Origin of the sequence: Actinoplanes sp. NPDC051475, assembly GCF_040689425.1 — a bacterium.
In the GTDB taxonomy this organism is placed as follows: Bacteria; Actinomycetota; Actinomycetes; order Mycobacteriales; family Micromonosporaceae; genus Actinoplanes.
The window spans coordinates 144,952-162,184 of record NZ_JBFAZZ010000017.1 but is presented as its reverse complement, the minus strand read 5'-3'; the positions used below and the strand labels follow the sequence as shown (position 1 = coordinate 162,184).

Here is a 17,233-nt window from a genome sequence, read left to right as displayed (position 1 = left end):
ACCGGAGTGGGCTCGCGGTGAGGAGTACCGGTGCAGATCGAGATCAACTGGGATGTCACGTACGCCTGCCCGCTGCGCTGCGTGCACTGCTACTCGGAGTCCGGCCGGCGCCCGGCCCGGCAACTGAGTCACGCCGAACTGCTGGAGACGGCAGACGCTCTCGTCGGGATGAAGCCGCGTGCGGTGACGTTCGGGGGCGGCGAGCCGCTGCTGGTACCCAGGATCGTCGAGGTCGCCGAGCGGATCTCACGGGCCGGTATCGAGGTCTCCATGTACACCGGCGGCTGGCCGCTGGACCCGGACACCGCACAGGAACTGGTACGGGTGCTCGACCGGGTGAACGTCAGCGTGGACGGGGCCACCGCCGCGGTCCACGACCGGATCCGCGGCCGGCGCGGCTCGTTCGACCGGGCGGTCAAGGCGCTGGAACTCTTCGACGCCGCGGCGGCGGCCACGGACCGGCCGTTCACGTTCGGGCTGGACTGCGTCCTGGTGCAGAGCAACCTGCACCAGCTGGACGAGGTTTGCGCCCTGACGAGGCGCTTCCCGCGCCTGTCGTTCGCCTGGTTCGGCGCGGCGATACCGTCCGGGCTCGCCAGCCGGGCCGGTTTCGCCGACCGGGAGCTGTTGACGGACGACCAGCTGCGCGAGCTGACCAGCCGGGACACCCTGGCCCGGCTCCGCACGCTGGTACCGGCCGGGGTACGCGTCGCCACCACGGACAACCGGGCGCTGCAGATGCACCCGGACATGATGGCGCGCTTCGACTTCTCGATGATGCAGGTCGAGCCGGACGGGGAAGTACGCGCGATGCCCATCTACGAAGGCACCGTCGGCAACGTCCGTACCGATCCACTCGACGTGCTGTGGGAACGGTCGAAGGCACGGTGGAAGGACCCGTTCATCACCGAGGCGCTGTCCACCGCGGACACCATGGCGGATTGGGCGGCCGCGACCCGGCGGATCGACGAGCGGTTCGGCTCCGACGAGGTACGGGCCCGGATCGCCCGGCGGCCCGAGTTCGGCGCCGTGGCCGTGGAGGTGTCCCGGTGAAACTCAACCCCGAACGGCTGCAACCCTTCTGCCTCGCCGACCCGCTGTTCTTCGACACCCCGGAACGCATCGCCGACCAGGCCGAGCGCCTGCCGGCCGCGGACCGGGAGGCGCCGGTCGGCTGGACGCGTACCGAACGCGGTTTGTGGGTCTCGCTGCGCCCGCCGGACTCGAGCCTGCCCGAGCAGGGCTGGAAGATCCACGTGTCGGCGACCCTCGACGAGGTGGGCCGGGTCTGCGACATCGTCTGGGACTACTGCGTCGCGCACGCTGTCGCCTTCAAATTCCTGCGCAGCACCGGCGCGGTACGCATCGCGAACAGCAAGTACGCCCACCGCGGCAGCAGCGGCAAGGCACTGACCCTGTACCCGGTGGACGAGGAGCACCTCGGCCGGGTGCTGTCCGACCTGTCCGCGCTGCTCTCCGGCGTATCGGGGCCCTACATCCTCAGCGACCTTCGGTACGGGGACGGGCCGCTCTACGTCCGGTACGGCGGGTTCTCCGGCCGTACCTGTCCGGACGCCGACGGCGAGCCGGTGCCGGCGCTGGCCGGGCCGGACGGGAAGCTGGTGCCCGACGTGCGCGGCCCGGCGTTCCGGACACCGCCGTGGGTGGCCGTACCGGAGGTGCTGCGCCCGCATCTCGAGCGGCACGATGCCGACCAGGGCGTCGACTTCCCGTACGAGGTGGAGCGCGCGCTGCACTTCTCCAACGGCGGCGGCGTGTACGTCGCCACGGACCGCGCCACCGGCGATCGGGTGGTGCTGCGGGAGGCGCGCCCCCATGCGGGGCTGGACCGCGACGGGGTCGACGCGACCGCCCGGCTGGCCCGGGAACGCGCGGTGCTGGAGCGGTTGGCCGGCCTGTCCTGCGTACCCCAAGTGCTGGGCTTCGTCCCTGCCTGGGAACACCACTTCCTCGTCGAGGAGTACGTCGAGGGCGACAACCTGCTCGATGCCATGGTGAAGCGCCAGCCCCTGCTGGACCCGGATCCCGATCCGATCGCGGTGGCCGAGTACGTCGAGTGGGTGCACGACGTGATGTCCGCCTTGGAACGTGCCCTGACCGAGGTGCATGCGCGCGGCATCCGGTTCGGCGACCTGCACCCGGCCAACGTGATGGTGTGCCCGGACGGCCGCGTGGTGCTCGTCGACTTCGAGCTGGCCACCGACCTCGATGACGAGCGCACGCCGGCCCTGGCCGCGCCCGGGTTCACCGTCCCGCGAGGCCTGTCCGGCGCGGCGGCCGACTGGTATCTGTTCCACTGCATCCGGCTGTGGCTGTTCCTGCCGGTCACCGGCGGTCTGGTCCGCGGCCCCGCCGCCCTGACCCGCCTGGCCGGCAGCGCGCAGCAGCTCTACGGCCTGCCGGAGACTTTCCCCAGCGAGCTGGCCCAGGCGCTCGGCACGGCCCTGCCGGCGCCGGATGCCGGCCCGGCCGCTTTGTTCGGCGGCGACCAGCCGGACTGGCGGGCCATCCGTGCGTCGCTGCTCGCCGGCATCCACGCCGGCGCCACCCCGGACCGCGCCGACCGACTGTTCCCGGGCGACCCGAACCAGTTCGCCACCGGCGGGTACACCCTCGCGCACGGCGCGGCGGGCGTGCTGCACGCGCTGCACGTCACCGGCGCCGAGATTCCCGACGTGTACGTCACCTGGCTGCTGCGATCCGTCCACCGGGCGCAGAACCCGCGCCCCGGCCTGTACGACGGGCTGCTCGGCGTCGCGGCCGTGCTGTTCGAGCTGGGCCGCGCCGACGAAGCCCTGGACCTCGTACGCCGCGCCGTCGGTCTCCCGCTCACCACGCCCGGCCTGTACGGCGGGGTGGCCGGCGCCGGGGTTAGCCTGCTGCACTTCGCCCGCGTCACCGGCGACGAGCGGCTGCACGCCGCCGCCACCCGGATGGTCGACGCCCTGGCGCCGATGATCCGCGCGGTCGCCGCCGGCCAACCGGCACCGTCCGGGCGGGGCGGGCTGCTGCGCGGGATGAGCGGCCCGGCGCTGTTCCTCCTGCACCTGTACGAGGACACCGGCGACCCCGGCTACCTCGACCTCGCCGAAGCGGCCCTGCGCGCCGACCTGGCCCGCGGCGAACGCCTCGCCAACGGCAGCCTCCAACTGGTCGAGGGGGGCCGGCGGTACCTGCTCTACCTCGACGGCGGCAGCGGCGGCCTGGGCCTCGTCCTGCAGCGGTACCTGCGGCACCGCGACGAACCCGCGTTCCGGGATGCGGTCGCCGCGATCGGCCACGGCTGCCGCAGCACCTTCGTCCGCCAACCGGGCCTGTTCCGCGGTCGGGCCGGGCTCATCGCCGCACTCAGCCACCTTCCCGGGCCGGGGAATCCGGCCGCCATCGTCACCCACGTCCGCCGGCTCGGCTGGCACGCGGAGACCTACCAGGGCCATCTCGCCTTCCCGGGCGACAAGCTGATGCGCTTGTCGATGGACCTGGCCACCGGTTCCGCGGGCATCCTGCTGGCGCTCAGCACCGCGTTCGAGGGCACTGCCGTACTTCCGTACCTCGACGCGCGGGTACCCGCCCCGACTACCTGAGAGGAGGTGAGAACCATGTCCAAGATCCTGGAGCTGCAGGAGACCGTGGCCGACACCAGCGGCCCGTCGGCCTGGCCTTGCGTCAGCATCATCACGACGTTCGACTGCCTCTGATCGTGAGGCAGCGCCGTCCGGTGACCCACCGCCCGGCCCCGTCCGCGGCGGTGGGTCACCACGATGCCCCTAAGGAGGGCCGATCCATGACCGTCGGCCCGACGACTACCCGGTTGCTCGCCCGCACGGCGCGTCGCGCTCCCGGCTGGGCCGCGCTGCTCGTCGCGGCCGGCGCGGTGAACTCGGTGGCGAGCCTGGCACTGCCGGCGGCGCTCGCCACCGCCACCGACGCGGTGCTGAGCCGGGGCGACACCGCCGCGGCCGCCGCCCGGCTGGGCCTGGTCATCGCGGCGTCCGCGCTGTGCACGGTCCTGGCGACCGTCGCCGAAGCGGGTTCCCTGTCAGCCGGCACCCGGTGGCTGCGGCACGAGGTGCTGGGGGTGGTTCTGGCACGCGGTACCGCGGCGCGGCGCCGCTTCGATCCCGGCGACGTGACCAGCCGGCTGGTCAGCGCCAGCGCCGACGCAGGGCACGCGCTGGACTCCGCGGTAGACGTCTTCGTCGGAGCCGCCACGTCGATCGGCGGCATCGTGGCGCTCTGGCTCATCGACTGGCGCTGCGCGCTCGCGTTCCTCGTCGCCGCACCGATCTCGTGGGCGGTGCTCGGCCGGTTCATCGCGGACACCTCGGCGATGTTCACCCGGTACCGGACCGCGCAAGCGGCGATCATCTCACTGCTCGGGGACGCGCTGGCCGGCATCCGCACCGTCCAGGCGGCGGGAACGGTACGGCGCGAGATCGACCGGGTCCTGGCCCCGCTGGACGGGGTCAGCGCGGCCGGGCACGGCACCTGGGCCGCGCAACGCCGGATGGCGTGGCAGGGGTCGATCCTCTCGGCGACCGTCGACCTGGCCGTCCTCGGGGTCGCCGGCTGGGGCGTGGCCGCCGGCCGGATCAGCGCCGGCCAGTTCCTCGCCGCCGCCGGGTACGTGGCGCTCGCCCTGGGCCTGATCGCGCAGGTGGAGGCGTTCACCGGACTCGGGTACGCCCGCGCCGGCGCGCGCCGCCTGGCGGAGCTGCTCGCCGAGCCGGTGCCCGCCGCCGGAAACCTCGTGCTGCCGGCCGGGCCGGGCGCGGTCAGCTTCCGCGGCGTCACCGTACGCCGGGAGGAGCGGGCCGTACTCGACCGGCTGGACCTCGACGTGCCGGCCGGCTGCGCGGTGGCAGTCGTGGGCCGTTCCGGAGCCGGCAAGACGATCCTGGCCGGCCTCGTCGGCGGCCTGGTACGGGCGGACGAGGGCGCCGTCCTGCTCGACGGCGTACCGGTCACCGCGATCGGCGCCGGAGCCGTGGCGTACGCGTTCGAGCGGCCGGAACTGCTCGGGCGCACGGTGCACGACGCCATCTCGTACGGGCGGCCCGGACTGGACGGGATCACGGTCCGTGCCGCCGCCACGGCAGCCCAGGCCGACGCGTTCATCCGGCGGCTGCCGCAGGGGTACGACACCCCGCTGTCCGAGGCGCCGATGTCGGGCGGGGAGGTGCAGCGGATCGGGCTGGCCCGCGCGCTCGCCCAGGGCGCCCGGGTGCTGGTGCTCGACGACGCCACCTCCAGTCTGGACACGGTGACCGAGGCGCAGATCAGCGCCGTGCTCACCGACCGGCTGGCCGGCCGTACCCGGATTGTGGTGACCCATCGTCCCGCGACGGCAGCCCGCGCCGACCTCGTCGCCTGGCTGGACGCCGGTCGCCTCCGGGCGGTCGGCCGGCACGGCGACCTGTGGGCCCGGCCCGACTACCGCGCCGTATTCGCCGCCACCGACGCCGACGGGGCGGAACCGTGACCGGGCCGGTGGGACGGCTCGGCGGAGCGGCCGCGTGGCAGCTGCTGCGTGACCCCCTGCGCGGGCAGCGGCGGGCACTGGTCCGGATCGCCGCGTGGTCGGTGGTGGAGTCGGCGCCGGCGCTGGCCGGTGGCCTGGTCGTGGCCAACGCCCTGGACCGCGGCTTCGCGCGGCACGCCCCCCTCGTAGGGCTCGGCTGGCTGGCCGTGCTCGCGCTGGCCTGGTCGGTGCGGATGGTCGCGGTACGCCGGCTCTACCCGTGGCTCGCGGCCGTGGTGGAACCGGTACGCGACAGCCTGGTGCGCGGGATCGTCACCGCCACCCTGGTCCGCGCGGCCGGCGGCGAGCAGCCGGACCCGGCCGGGGCGGCTCGGCTGGGCAGCCAGGTGGAGACCGTCCGCCGGCTGGTGTCCGGCCTGCTGCGCACGATGCGCGGGGCGGCGGTCGCGATGATCGCGGCGGCCGTCGGGCTGATCGCACTCGCCCCCGCGGTCGCCGCAGTGGTGCTTCCCCCGCTCGTGCTGGCGCTCATCGCGTACGGGCTGCTGCTGTCCTCCCTGGCACGCCGCGAGTACGCCGCCCTGCTGGCCGAGGAGGCGGTCGCGGCATCGGCCGGTACCGCGCTGGCCGGCCTGCGGGACGTCGTCGCCTGCGCCGCCCGCGACCGGGTGGCCGCCGAGGTGGGCGCGGACGTGGACCGGTTCGCCGCCACGACCCGCGCGCTGGCCCGGGCGACGGCCGCCCGCACCCTGGTGATCACCCTGGGCGGGCAGGGCGTGCTGCTCGCGCTCGTCGTCCTCGCGCCATGGCTGACCGAACACCGGATGACCGCCGGCCAACTGGTCGGCGGGCTGACGTACGTCACCGCGAGCCTGCTCCCGGCGATACGCACCCTGGTCACCGTGGTCGGGGACTGGCTGGTGCAGCTGGGCATCGCGCTGTACCGCCTCGCCGAGGCCAGTCGGATACCGCCGGCCCCACCGCCACCCCGGGCCGCGCCGGCCGCCGGACACGACCTGCGGGTGCGGGGCCTGACCTTCGCGTACGGCCCGCACGCGGCCCCGGTCGTGGACCACCTCGACCTGGACCTGCCGGAGGGCCGGCACCTCGCGATCGTCGGCCCGAGCGGGATGGGCAAGACCACGCTCGCACGGCTGCTGTGTGGCCTCGACCGGCCGCAGTCCGGTGTCGTCCTCCTCGGCGGCATCCCGGTCACCACGATCGAAGCGGCCGCGCTGCGCCGCCGCATCGTGCTCAGCCCGCAGGCCGCCTACGTGTTCAGCGGCACGCTGCGGGAGAACCTCGCGTACCTGCGCCCCGGCGCCACCGACGAGCAGCTGGATGCCGCGGTCACCGCGCTCGGCCTGGGTGCCGTCGTCGAGCGGCTGGGCGGGTACGACGCGGCGCCGTACGGGCTCTCCAGCGGCGAACGGCAGCTGGTGGCGCTGGCCCGCGCGTACCTGTCGGAGGCTCGCGTGCTGGTGCTCGACGAGGCCACCTGCCACCTCGACCCCGCCACCGAGGCACGCGTGGAGACCGCCTTCGCCGAGCAGGGCCGTACCCTCATCGTGATCGCGCACCGGATCAGCTCCGCCCGCCGGGCCGACGTGGTCCTGCTCATGGACGGCCCACGTACGGTGTGCGGCTCGCACGGCGACCTGATCGCCGGCTCAGCGACCTATTCCGACCTCGTAGGGCACTGGACGGTGCGCGGCCACCACATCACGACGGCGGGGTGATCGTGCCGTCGCGCGCCACCCGGGCACCGCTGCTGGGGAAGTCCTCGGCGGACAGCCCCGCCACTGCATCCCGGCCTCTTCCCGCACGGTCCGGCACCGGCCGACCAGCGGAGTTGATCATCGTGGGGTGGAACGTGCCGCCGGTCCACTTCCCGTCCGGGGCGAGGGAGACGGTGAGAACACCGCCGCGGCCGAGGACACCGTCGCTCTTCAGCGGTGCCGGGCCGGAGCTGAAATTGCCGAGGCTGTACGCGATGAGCCGGCCCTTGTAGAACTCCATCGCCCGCAGGACGTGCGGCCCGTGACCGACGACCAGGTCAGCGCCCGCGTCCACGACAGCATGCGCGAACGCGATCGGGTCGCCCCGATTCTCGCTGCCGAGGAACTCGCTGCCCGGCCGGACGTGGGTGTAGTCCGCTCCTTCCGCACCCATGTGCACCTGCACCACCACCAGGTCGGCCTGCCCTGCGGCACGTCGCACCACAGCACGCGACGCCGCCAGATCTCGCAGGTCGTTGAATCTCTCGTACGGGGCGAATCCGACGACGGCCACGCGCACGCCCCGGACGTCCACGACGTTGATCTCGCCTTCGGCGCCGGTGTGCCGCAGGTCGTGCGCCTCGAGCGCCTTCCGGGTGTTGGCGAAGCCGGCGTCGCCGAAGTCACCGCCGTGGTTGTTGGCCTGGTTCAGCAGGTCGAAACCGGCGGCCTTGAGGTGCGCGGCATAGGACGGCGGCGTCCGGAACGCGAAGCATCGACCACTGCCGGCACCGCACTTGCGGAACCCGGTGTCCTCGGTGAGGGTCTGCTCCAGATTCCCCATCACCAGGTCCGCGGCAAGCACCCGCTCGACCCCGTCGAAGAATCCGCGGCCGTCACCCGCCGGGAGCCGGCCCGGCGCCTGCCCCATGATGATGTCTCCGGTGGCTGACAGCGAAATGCTCCCGGCCCGGCCACCCGGCGCCGACGGTACGCCGGACGGCGCCGATGCCGCGGGCGGCGGGCTTGCGGAGGGTTCCCGGTGCCCGCGGTTGGCCCATGCCACGCTCCCCAGTCCAGCACTGACCAGCGCGGCGACGGCAATGGTGACGGTAAGGATCGGCCGGCCGGCGAGGCCGCGGCGCGGCGGAGGCGGAGAGGTGCGGTAGATGGTCATCGACGGGCACGGTAACCACGGCAATCAAGCCCGTTGATGCGGGTCAGCTGCTGGGCGCGCCGTCGTCGATGCACATGATGTTGCCCTCGCTGTCCTTGAACCATGCCGCCTTGCCCATTCCCGGCATGCTGGCGACCTGGCCGTTCCACTCGACGCCGGGCATGTCGTAGACCTCGAAGACGACACCCTTGGCGACCAGGTCACGGACCTCTCCGTCGACGTCGTCGACGTGCCACTGGGCGATGGTGTGACCCGCCTGCCCCGCGTACTGGGTCTTGTACAGATTGAAGAACGTTCCGCCGGCAGTCCGGTATCGCAACGCCTCCTCGCCGAATTCGGCGACGGGAGTCAGACCGAGCTTGTCGGCGTAGTAGCTGCGGGCTCGGTCGAGGTCGGCGGCGGGAATGTTGGCTTCCACTGCGCTGTGGTTCAGCATGGTTCCTCCCTGGTCCAGGCACTCACGCTACGCCCGGGCAAGACCGGCCGGAGTCACCCGAAGAGGTACCTCGGGCAGCCCGAAACAAGGGGCCGAGCGCTGTCTGGCGGTGTCTGGTGGTGTCCGGGATCGGCGGCGGGACGACGGCGCCGCGCCGATGATGCGGCGGTACGCCGGGTGCTCGACCACTACGTGCACACGGCCGCCGGCCCCGCTACGCGGGGTGACCCTCGCCGCGGTCGGCTCCCACGCACAGGCGCTGGACTGGTTCACCCGCGAGCACGCGGTTCTGCTCGGTGTCGTCGCGCTGGCCACCAGGTACGGCTTCGACGCGCACGTCTGGCAACTCGCCGCCACCGTCAAGGTGTACCTCGAACGGCGCGGCCACTGGCACGATCTGGTGGCCACCCAGAGCGCCGGTCTCGACGCCGCGAACCGGCTGGCCGACCGGACGGCGCAGGCCCGTACCCACAGCGACCTCGCCCGGGCGTGCGCGTATCTCGGCGACTACGACGGCGCCGGCAAGCACCTGCAGCACGATCGCCGCGGCCAGGCCGACACCCTGGACAGCCTCGGGTACGCCCACCTGCACCTGGCCGGCCACGATGAGGCCGCCGCGTGCTACCTCCAAGCGATCGGGCTGTTCCAAGAGCTCGGCGACCGGTACAACGAGGCGTACAGCTTGAACCGGCTCGGCGACGCCACCCCGACGCCGACGACGTCCGGGCCAAGCTGCGCTCCGCGGCTCCACCTTGACGGTCGCAGCGGCGAGCGTCAGCGGAGCAGGACCGGCATCGCCTCGCCGAGCATCGCCCGCCAGTCCGGCAGCGGCGCGACCCCCGTTCCCGCCCAGCGGTCGTGGCCGAGCACGCTGTACGCGGGCCGCCGGGCCGGGCGCCGGAACCTGTCGCTGGTCGTCGGGCAAACGCGGTCCGGATCGAGGCCGGCCTCGGCGAAGACCGCCCGCGCGAGGCCGTACCAGGTGGTCGATCCGGCGGCGGTGCCGTGGTACGCGCCCGGTGCGGCGCGACCGGCCGTGGCCGCGGCGGCGAGCGCCATCAGTTGCCGGGCGAGGGTGTACGACCACGTAGGCGGCCCGTACTGGTCGTCGACGACGTCGACGGTGTCGCGCTCGGCGGCCAGCCGCAGCATGGTGCGGACGAAGTTGGGGCCGTGCTCCCCGTAGAGCCAGGCGGTCCGCACGACGTACCCACCCGCCGCCAGGACGGCTCGTTCGCCGATCGCCTTTCCCCGCCCGTACGCGTTGACCGGCTCCTGGGTCGTGTCCTCGGCGTACGGGGACGCGGCGGTGCCGTCGAAGACGTAGTCGGTGGAGAGGTGGATCAGGCGCTTGCCGGCTGCGGTCGCAAGGTTTTGCACGGCATGGCCGTTGACCGCGGTGGCCGCCTCCTCGGCGGTCTCGGCGCCGTCCACGTCGGTCCAGGCCGCCGTGTTGACCACGACGTCGGCGCCGGAGACGGCGTCGCGGACCGCCGCGGGGTCGGTGACGTCCAGGTCGGAGCGGCTCGCCGCGAGCACGTCCCGCTCCCCCGCTCGGGCCAGGGCGGTGCACAGATCCCGGCCGAGCATGCCACCGGCGCCGGTGACCAGCCAGCGCATCAGGCGGCGCCCCGCGCCTTGAGCGGCTCCCACCAGTCCCGGTTGTCGCGATACCAGGCGACCGTGGACGCCAGCCCCTCCGGCAGGCCGATCCGCGGCGCGTACCCGAGCTCCTCGCTGATCCTGGTGATGTCCAGCGAGTACCGGCGGTCGTGACCCTTGCGGTCCGTCACCGGCCGGACCATGTCCCAGCCGGCGCCGCAGGCGTCGAGCAGCCGGCCGGTGAGCTCCCGGTTGGTCAGCTCGGTGCCGCCGCCGATGTGGTAGACCTCGCCGGCCCTCCCCTTCTCGAGGACCAGCTGGATGCCGCGGCAGTGGTCGGTGACGTGCAACCAGTCGCGGATGTTGCCGCCGTCGCCGTAGAGCGGCACCTGCCTGCCGTCCAGGAGGTTGGTGACGAACAGCGGGATGACCTTCTCCGGGAACTGGTACGGGCCGTAGTTGTTGGAGCAGCGGGTCACCACGACATCCATGCCGTGGGTGCGGTAGGCAGCCAGGGCCAGCAGGTCGGATGCGGCCTTCGAGGCGGCGTACGGCGAGTTCGGCGAGAGCGGCCAGGTCTCGGTCCACGAGCCGCGCTCGATCGAGCCGTACACCTCGTCGGTGGAGACGTGCACGAACCGGCCGATCCGGGCGGCCCGCGCCTCGTCGAGCAGTGTCTGCGTACCTAGCACATTGGTGGTGACGAACGGCAGGGCACCGGCGATCGACCGGTCCACGTGGGACTCCGCGGCGAAATGGACCACCACGTCGTGGCCGGGAAGCAGTTCGCGCAAAAGGGCGGAATCGGCGATGTCGCCCTGCACGAAGTGGAGTCGGGAGTCCGTCACGGGCAGGTTGGCGCGATTTCCGGAATAGGACAACAGGTCCAGAACAGTCACGCGGGCACCGGCGGCACCTGCGTACTCATCCTGCAGGAGGGCCCGGACATAGGCCGAACCGATGAATCCGGCGCCGCCGGTGACAAAAATCCGCACGGCTGGCGAGTGTAGTCCCACCGCCACTCTGCTTAGTCTTCCGTTGTGCGCGGAATCTTGCTCGCCGGTGGCACCGGCTCGCGGCTGTGGCCGATCACGATGGCGATGTCGAAACAACTCATGCCCATCTTCGACAAACCGATGGTGTACTACCCGCTGACCACACTGGTCTCCGCGGGGATCCAGGAGATCCTGGTCATCACGACACCCGGGGACCGGCCGCATTTCCAGCGGTTGCTCGGTGACGGGAGCCGCTTCGGGCTGTCCCTTTCGTACGCGGAGCAACCGAGACCGGAGGGAATCGCCCAGGCGTTCCGGATCGGCGCGGACTTCATCGGCGACCAGCCGGTCGCCCTCATCCTCGGTGACAACATCTTCCACGGCGTCGGCTTGGGCCGGCAGCTGGCCCGCTTCGGGGAACCGGCCGGCGGGCGGGTCTTCGCCTACCCGGTCGCGGATCCCCAGCGCTACGGCGTGGTCGAGTTCGACGACACCGGCCGGGTGCTGTCCATCGAGGAGAAACCGGAACGGCCCAAATCCACGTACGTGGTTCCCGGCCTCTACTTCTACGACGCAGACGTGGTCCGGATCGCGGAGAAGCTGGAGCCGAGCCTCCGCGGGGAGCTGGAGATCACTGCGGTGAACGAGGAGTACCTGCGCCAGGGCCGGCTCACCGTGACCGTCCTGGACCGGGGCACGGTGTGGCTCGACACCGGCACGTTCCAGTCGATGGTGCAGGCATCCGAGTACGTACGGGTCATCGAGGAGCGGCAGGGCCTGAAGATCGGGTGCGTCGAGGAGGCGGCCTGGCGGCTGGGCTTCATCTCCGACGAGCAGCTGCGCGAGGTCGCCGGGCCGTTGCTGAAGAGCGGGTACGGCGAGTATCTGGTGCGGCTGCTGGACGCCGGCCGGTTCGGCGGGGTCCGGTGAAGGTCCGCTCGCTGAGCATCGAGGGCGCGTACGAGGTCACCCCGGTGCAGCACCGCGACGGCCGCGGCAGCTTCCTGGAGTGGTACCGGTTCGACGCGCTGGCCGCCGCCGTGGGCCATCCGCTGGACCTCGCCCAGGCGAACCTCTCGACCTCCGCGCGGGGCGTCGTCCGGGGCATCCATTTCGCCGACGTACCACCGGGACAGGCCAAGTACGTCACCTGCGTCGCGGGGGCGGTACTCGACGTGGTGGTGGACATCCGGGTCGGCTCCCCTACGTACGGCACCTGGGAGGCGGTGCCGCTCGACGACGCGGACCGGCGGGCCGTGTATGTCGCCGAGGGGCTCGGGCACGGCTTCTGTGCGCTGACCGAGAACGCCACTGTGGCGTACCTGTGCTCGTCCACCTACCGGCCCGGGCACGAGCACGGCATCCATCCGCTCGATCCGGAGCTGGGCATCGCCTGGCCGGCCGCCCGACCGGATTTGTCCACGAAGGACGCAACCGCGCCGACCCTGGCGCAGGCTCGCGCCGCCGGCCTGCTGCCCCGCTACGACGCTTGCTCGACATATGTCGGGGAGCGGCGTCGGAATTCGGACGGAATTCGTCCGCGGCAGCCGATTGACCCCCGCCATTATCCGTAGTAGACGGTCGACGGAGGCTGTCCATTCACGCCATGGTGTGCACTTTGGACGCCGAATCTGCTTGGTCCGTTCTGACCACCTTGTGCCCTTATAGCTTCGCCCCTCCTCCGATTCGCCATTCCTCCCGAACGGAAAGGTGAAGCGCGAACGGGTGGGAGTTCGGAAGTCTTCTCACGTACCCACGGCACGCGCCGGTAACAGACTCCCCGACGGCCGGTGGAACCGGCTGATCGGGCACGTCCGGCATGGCGCGGAACAACGGACCTCGGGTTGACGGCGAGTAATGACGGGGGCAAGGCGTGCAGACGATCGAACCGGTGTCGGCACTGGACATCAATGACACATCTTTACCGTTCGACGGCAACAATTCGGCCGGTCGCGTCCGCGCCGGCTGGCAGGGCCGGTACGCCCTGACGCTCTACCTCATCGACTTTCTGGTAGGGCTCTGCGCCTCATGCCTGGCCTTGGTTCTGCGATTCGGCCCGACCGGCCGGGAACCGTACATGCGCGGATATCTGATGCTTACGCTGCTCGTACCGGTCGCGTGGATCGCCTGCCTGGCGGTCAGTCGGGCGAACGAGCCGCGGCATCTGTTCGTCGGCACCGACGAGTACGCCCGGGTATTCAGATCAGGATTGGCGCTGACCGCCGGCCTGGCAATTATTTCCTTTTCGTTCGATCTGCGGCTGGCCCGGGGTTACGTCATCATCGCCATGCCGCTGGCCGTCGTCGTCGATCTCGGTGCCCGGTACGTCTTCCGGCAGAATCTGCACCGTTCGTGGGCCCGGGGCGAGCGGCTGCATCGGGTCATCCTGGTGGGCCACGAACGCGCCGTCGCCGACATGGCCCGCCGGCTGCGCCGCGAGCGCCACCACGGCCTCGGCGTCATCGGCGCGTGCCTGCCGTCCGGCCGGCCCACCGAAGGCTTCTCCCCGGGGCTACCGCCCCTCTACGGCACCTTCGACGGGGTCGCCTCGGCGGTCAACCGCTCCGGCGCGGACACCGTCGTGGTGCTGTCCTGCCCGGAGATCGACGGCACAGCGCTGCGCCAGCTCGCCTGGCGGCTGGAACGCGACGAGATCGATCTGATCGTGGCCAGCACCCTCGTCGACGTCGCCGGCGACCGCACGACGATCCGCCCGGTGGACGGCCTGCCGATGCTGCACGTCGAGCATCCCCGGCTCAAGGGCAGCGCCCGTCTCGTCAAGGCGACCTTCGACCGGGTGGGAGCGCTGGCGCTGCTCGTCCTCGCCGCTCCCCTGCTGGCGCTGATCGCGGTCCTGATCCGGGTCGGCGGCGGCCGCGGCCCGGCGATCTTCCGGCAGGAGCGGGTGGGCAGGCACGGCAGGCCGTTCACCCTCTACAAGTTCCGGACCATGCACGCCGACGCCGAGACCCGCCTGATCGAGCTGCGCAACCTCAACGACACCGACGGCGCCCTGTTCAAGATGCGCCGGGACCCGCGCGTCACGCCGGTGGGCCGCTGGCTGCGGCGGTTCTCGCTCGACGAGCTCCCTCAGCTGGTGAACGTCGTCAAGGGCGACATGTCCCTGGTGGGTCCGCGGCCGCCGCTCGCCCGGGAGGTCGCCGGATACCCGGCGGACATGCGCAGGCGGCTCGTCGTCAAGCCCGGACTGACGGGCCTTTGGCAGGTATCCGGTCGCTCCGACCTGTCCTGGGAGGAGTCGATCCGGCTGGATCTGACGTACGTGGAGAACTGGTCGCTGACCATGGATCTTGCCATCCTGGCCCGGACGGTCACCGCGGTCCTCCGCAGCTCCGGCGCGTACTGACCGGCGCCGGCCGCCACCCGGCCCGTTCCGGGCGGGTGTCGTTCAGGCGGCGGTCATCAAGCCGCGCGCGTCGGTCGGACGCGGCCGGGCCGGCGCGGCCAGGTGGGCCAACAGCGCTTCGGCGATGCGGGCGCCCGCGTGGCCGTCCCAGAGGGCCGGCGAACGCTTGACCGGCGGGCCCGCGAGGACCCGCTCGGCGATGGCGACGATCCGCCCCGGGTCGCGCCCGACGAGGACGTTGGTGCCCTCGGTGAGGGTGATCGGCCGCTCGGTCGAGTCGCGCATGGTCAGGCACGGCACGCCGAGCGCGGTCGTCTCCTCCTGCACCCCGCCCGAATCGGTCAGCACCAGCCGGGCCGACGCCTGCAGCGCGATGAAGTCGAGATAGCCGGCCGGCGGCACCAGCCGGATGCCGCCGGGCAGGCCGACTTGCTCCAGCCGTACGGCGGTACGGGGGTGCACGGGCAGGACGACCGGCAGTCTGCGGGCCACCTCGCCGAGTGCGCGCACCAGCCCGCCGAGCATGCCGGTGTCGTCCACGTTGGCCGGGCGGTGCAGCGTCGCCAGCGCGTACCCGCCGGCAGTGAGCCCGTGGCGGTGCAGCGCGTCGGAGGCCAGCGCCCGTTCGAGGTTCGCGTACAGCGTGTCGATCATGACGTTGCCGGCCAGGTGGATCTGATCGTCGTGGTACCCCTCGGCCCGCAGGTTGTCGACGCCGTCCGGCGACGGTGCGAACAGCAGGTCGCTGAGCCGGTCGGTGACGACCCGGTTGACCTCCTCGGGCATGCTCCAGTCGCGGCTGCGCAGGCCGGCCTCGACGTGGCCGACCGGCACCCCGGCCTTGGCGGCGACCAGGGCGCAGGCCAGCGTCGAGGTGACGTCGCCGACCACGACGACAGCGTCCGGGGCGAGCTCGCCGACGACCGGCTCGAACGCGGTCATCACCCGGGCGGTCTGCTCCGCGTGCGTACCCGACCCGGTGCCGAGGTGGCGGTCCGGCGGGCGCAGGCCGAGGTCCGCGAAGAACACGTCGTTCATCGCGGCGTCGTAGTGCTGGCCGGTGTGGACCAGCACCACCTCCGCGCCGCGCGCCTCGAGCGCGTCCATGACCGGCTTGACCTTCATGAAGTTGGGCCGGGCGCCGGCCACACAGACGATCCGGGGCACGCTCAGATCACCTCGACCGCGGGGCCGTGCAGCCGCCGCCGGGTGTCGAGCAGGCACTTCGCCTCGCTGCCGATGAGGTCGTAGTCGAACTCGTCATGGTCGGCGAGCAGCACCACGGCGTCGGCGCTGCGCAGCTCCTCGGCGGTCAGCGCGACCATGGTGAGGTCGGGCGCCCCGTGCACGGCCTCGACCACGTGCGGATCCGCCACCCGCACCTCCGCGCCCATCTGCCGCAACAGCTGCACTATCCGGAGCGCCGGCGACTCACGGGCGTCCCCCGTGTTCTTCTTGTACGCCAGCCCGAGCAGCAGGATCCGGCTCCCGGAGACCGAGCGCTGCCGGCGGTTGAGCGCGTCGATGAGCCGGCGTACCACGTAGTCGGGCATGTGATTGTTGATGTCGTTCGCGAGGTCGACGAACCGGAAGCTCTGGCCGAGGGCACGCTGCACCCGCCAGGACAGGTAGGAGGGGTCGATGGGCAGGCAGTGTCCACCGACGCCGGGGCCGGGGGTGAAGCGCATGAAGCCGAAGGGCTTGGTCGACGCCGCGTCGATCGCCTGCCAGACGTCGATGCCCAGGTCGTTCGAGATCATGGCGATCTCGTTGACCAGCGCGATGTTGACATGGCGGAAGGTGTTCTCGATGAGCTTGGCGAGCTCGGCCGCACGCGTGGACGACACGGTCACCGTGGTGTCCACGACCGTGTCGTAGAAAGCCTTGACCCGCATCAGCGACGTCTCGTCCACGCCGGAGACGATCTTCGGCGTGTTGACGACGTTCCAGCTGGGATTGCCCGGGTCTATGCGCTCGGGGCTGAAGCCGAGCGCGAAGTCGGTGCCGGCGGTCAGGCCGGAGGCCTTCTCGAGGATCGGCCCGACCACCTCCTCCGTGGTGCCCGGGTACGTGGTCGACTCCAGCACCACGGTGGCGCCCGGGCGCAGATGACGGGCGAGCAGCTCGGCGCAGGCCTCGACGTACGACAGGTCCGGGACGCCGTCGCGCAACGGGGTGGGCACGGTGATCAGGGCCACGTCGAACCCGGCGCAGTCCGCGGGGTCGGTGCTGGGCCGGAACGATCCCCCGGCGAGGACGGCGCGCAGCCGCTCGGGCGGGACGTCCTCCACGTACGACTCGCCCCGCGCCAGACGGCCGACGCGGACGGTGTCGACGTCGTACCCGACCACCTCGTGGCCGACCTCGGCGGCTCGGACGGCCAGCGGCAGCCCGACGTACCCCTGGCCGGCGATGACGACTCGCATGGCTGTCCC

The 17,233-nt window shown here is 72.1% G+C and carries 14 protein-coding genes; 7 read left to right on the top strand and 7 right to left on the bottom strand.

What is annotated here, in order from left to right:
* Positions 1 to 30: 30 nt before the first annotated feature.
* The 4 genes from AB0368_RS30550 (at position 31) to AB0368_RS30535 (ending at position 7,242) form a co-directional block, all read left to right on the top strand.
* Positions 31 to 1,053, top strand: a complete 1,023-nt coding sequence (locus AB0368_RS30550) for a radical SAM protein (protein WP_366157469.1) — start codon at positions 31 to 33, stop codon at positions 1,051 to 1,053.
* On the top strand, positions 1,050 to 3,605 hold the full coding sequence (lanKC, locus tag AB0368_RS30545; RefSeq protein WP_366157468.1) for a class III lanthionine synthetase LanKC: 2,556 nt from the start codon (positions 1,050 to 1,052) through the stop codon (positions 3,603 to 3,605). Before AB0368_RS30550 ends, lanKC begins: the two co-directional genes overlap by 4 nt.
* 200 nt (positions 3,606 to 3,805) lie before the next feature.
* Positions 3,806 to 5,503, top strand: coding sequence for an ABC transporter ATP-binding protein (locus tag AB0368_RS30540; RefSeq protein WP_366157467.1), 1,698 nt, complete (start codon positions 3,806 to 3,808; stop codon positions 5,501 to 5,503).
* Complete coding sequence (locus tag AB0368_RS30535) at positions 5,500 to 7,242, top strand: ABC transporter ATP-binding protein (protein ID WP_366157466.1); 1,743 nt, start codon at positions 5,500 to 5,502, stop codon at positions 7,240 to 7,242. Before AB0368_RS30540 ends, AB0368_RS30535 begins: the two co-directional genes overlap by 4 nt.
* On the opposite strand, the gene AB0368_RS30530 is transcribed toward AB0368_RS30535, so the two are convergent.
* From AB0368_RS30530 to rfbB, 5 genes are all read right to left on the bottom strand, one after another.
* Positions 7,226 to 8,398 carry a CapA family protein gene (locus tag AB0368_RS30530; protein ID WP_366157465.1) on the bottom strand — a complete coding sequence of 391 codons (1,173 nt, stop codon included), beginning with the start codon at positions 8,396 to 8,398 and terminating at the stop codon, positions 7,226 to 7,228. The genes AB0368_RS30535 and AB0368_RS30530 overlap by 17 nt on opposite strands.
* 43 nt (positions 8,399 to 8,441) lie before the next feature.
* A complete protein-coding gene (locus AB0368_RS30525) occupies positions 8,442 to 8,834 on the bottom strand; it encodes a VOC family protein (RefSeq protein ID WP_366157464.1) in 393 nt (130 codons plus the stop codon).
* A 214-nt stretch (positions 8,835 to 9,048) separates the two neighbouring features.
* Positions 9,049 to 9,465, bottom strand: coding sequence for a hypothetical protein (locus AB0368_RS30520; RefSeq protein WP_366157463.1), 417 nt, complete (start codon positions 9,463 to 9,465; stop codon positions 9,049 to 9,051).
* Between the two features lie 143 nt (positions 9,466 to 9,608).
* A complete protein-coding gene (gene rfbD / locus AB0368_RS30515; protein ID WP_366157512.1) occupies positions 9,609 to 10,454 on the bottom strand; it encodes a dTDP-4-dehydrorhamnose reductase in 846 nt (281 codons plus the stop codon).
* Complete coding sequence (gene rfbB / locus AB0368_RS30510; RefSeq protein WP_366157462.1) at positions 10,454 to 11,431, bottom strand: dTDP-glucose 4,6-dehydratase; 978 nt, start codon at positions 11,429 to 11,431, stop codon at positions 10,454 to 10,456. Before rfbB ends, rfbD begins: the two co-directional genes overlap by 1 nt.
* Positions 11,432 to 11,476: 45 nt before the next feature.
* Here rfbB and rfbA point away from each other — a divergent pair, with 45 nt between their 5' ends.
* The 3 genes from rfbA to AB0368_RS30495 all read left to right on the top strand — a co-directional run bounded on the left by rfbA (position 11,477) and on the right by AB0368_RS30495 (position 14,798).
* Positions 11,477 to 12,361, top strand: coding sequence for a glucose-1-phosphate thymidylyltransferase RfbA (gene rfbA / locus AB0368_RS30505; protein WP_366157461.1), 885 nt, complete (start codon positions 11,477 to 11,479; stop codon positions 12,359 to 12,361).
* Positions 12,358 to 13,005, top strand: a complete 648-nt coding sequence (rfbC, locus tag AB0368_RS30500; RefSeq protein WP_366157460.1) for a dTDP-4-dehydrorhamnose 3,5-epimerase — start codon at positions 12,358 to 12,360, stop codon at positions 13,003 to 13,005. The genes rfbA and rfbC overlap by 4 nt, the downstream gene beginning before the upstream one ends.
* Positions 13,006 to 13,304: 299 nt before the next feature.
* Positions 13,305 to 14,798 (top strand): sugar transferase, encoded by a 1,494-nt coding sequence (locus AB0368_RS30495; RefSeq protein ID WP_366157459.1) that lies wholly within the window; start codon positions 13,305 to 13,307, stop codon positions 14,796 to 14,798.
* A gap of 42 nt (positions 14,799 to 14,840) precedes the next feature.
* On the opposite strand, the gene wecB is transcribed toward AB0368_RS30495, so the two are convergent.
* Both wecB and AB0368_RS30485 read right to left on the bottom strand, forming a co-directional pair.
* Positions 14,841 to 15,965: a UDP-N-acetylglucosamine 2-epimerase (non-hydrolyzing) gene (gene wecB / locus AB0368_RS30490; RefSeq protein WP_366157458.1), complete on the bottom strand. Its 1,125-nt coding sequence runs from the start codon at positions 15,963 to 15,965 to the stop codon at positions 14,841 to 14,843.
* 2 nt (positions 15,966 to 15,967) lie between these two features.
* Positions 15,968 to 17,224, bottom strand: a complete 1,257-nt coding sequence (locus AB0368_RS30485; protein ID WP_366157457.1) for a nucleotide sugar dehydrogenase — start codon at positions 17,222 to 17,224, stop codon at positions 15,968 to 15,970.
* Positions 17,225 to 17,233 lie beyond the last annotated feature (9 nt).

Excerpts from the sequence above, each read along its gene's own strand:
- AB0368_RS30540 (WP_366157467.1), top strand. The coding sequence starts at position 3,806 with ATGACCGTCGGCCCGACGACTACCCGGTTGCTCGCCCGCACGGCGCGT.
- AB0368_RS30530 (WP_366157465.1), bottom strand. The coding sequence starts at position 8,398 with ATGACCATCTACCGCACCTCTCCGCCTCCGCCGCGCCGCGGCCTCGCC.
- AB0368_RS30525 (WP_366157464.1), bottom strand. The coding sequence starts at position 8,834 with ATGCTGAACCACAGCGCAGTGGAAGCCAACATTCCCGCCGCCGACCTC.
- rfbD (WP_366157512.1), bottom strand. The coding sequence starts at position 10,454 with ATGCGCTGGCTGGTCACCGGCGCCGGTGGCATGCTCGGCCGGGATCTG.
- AB0368_RS30485 (WP_366157457.1), bottom strand. The coding sequence starts at position 17,224 with ATGCGAGTCGTCATCGCCGGCCAGGGGTACGTCGGGCTGCCGCTGGCC.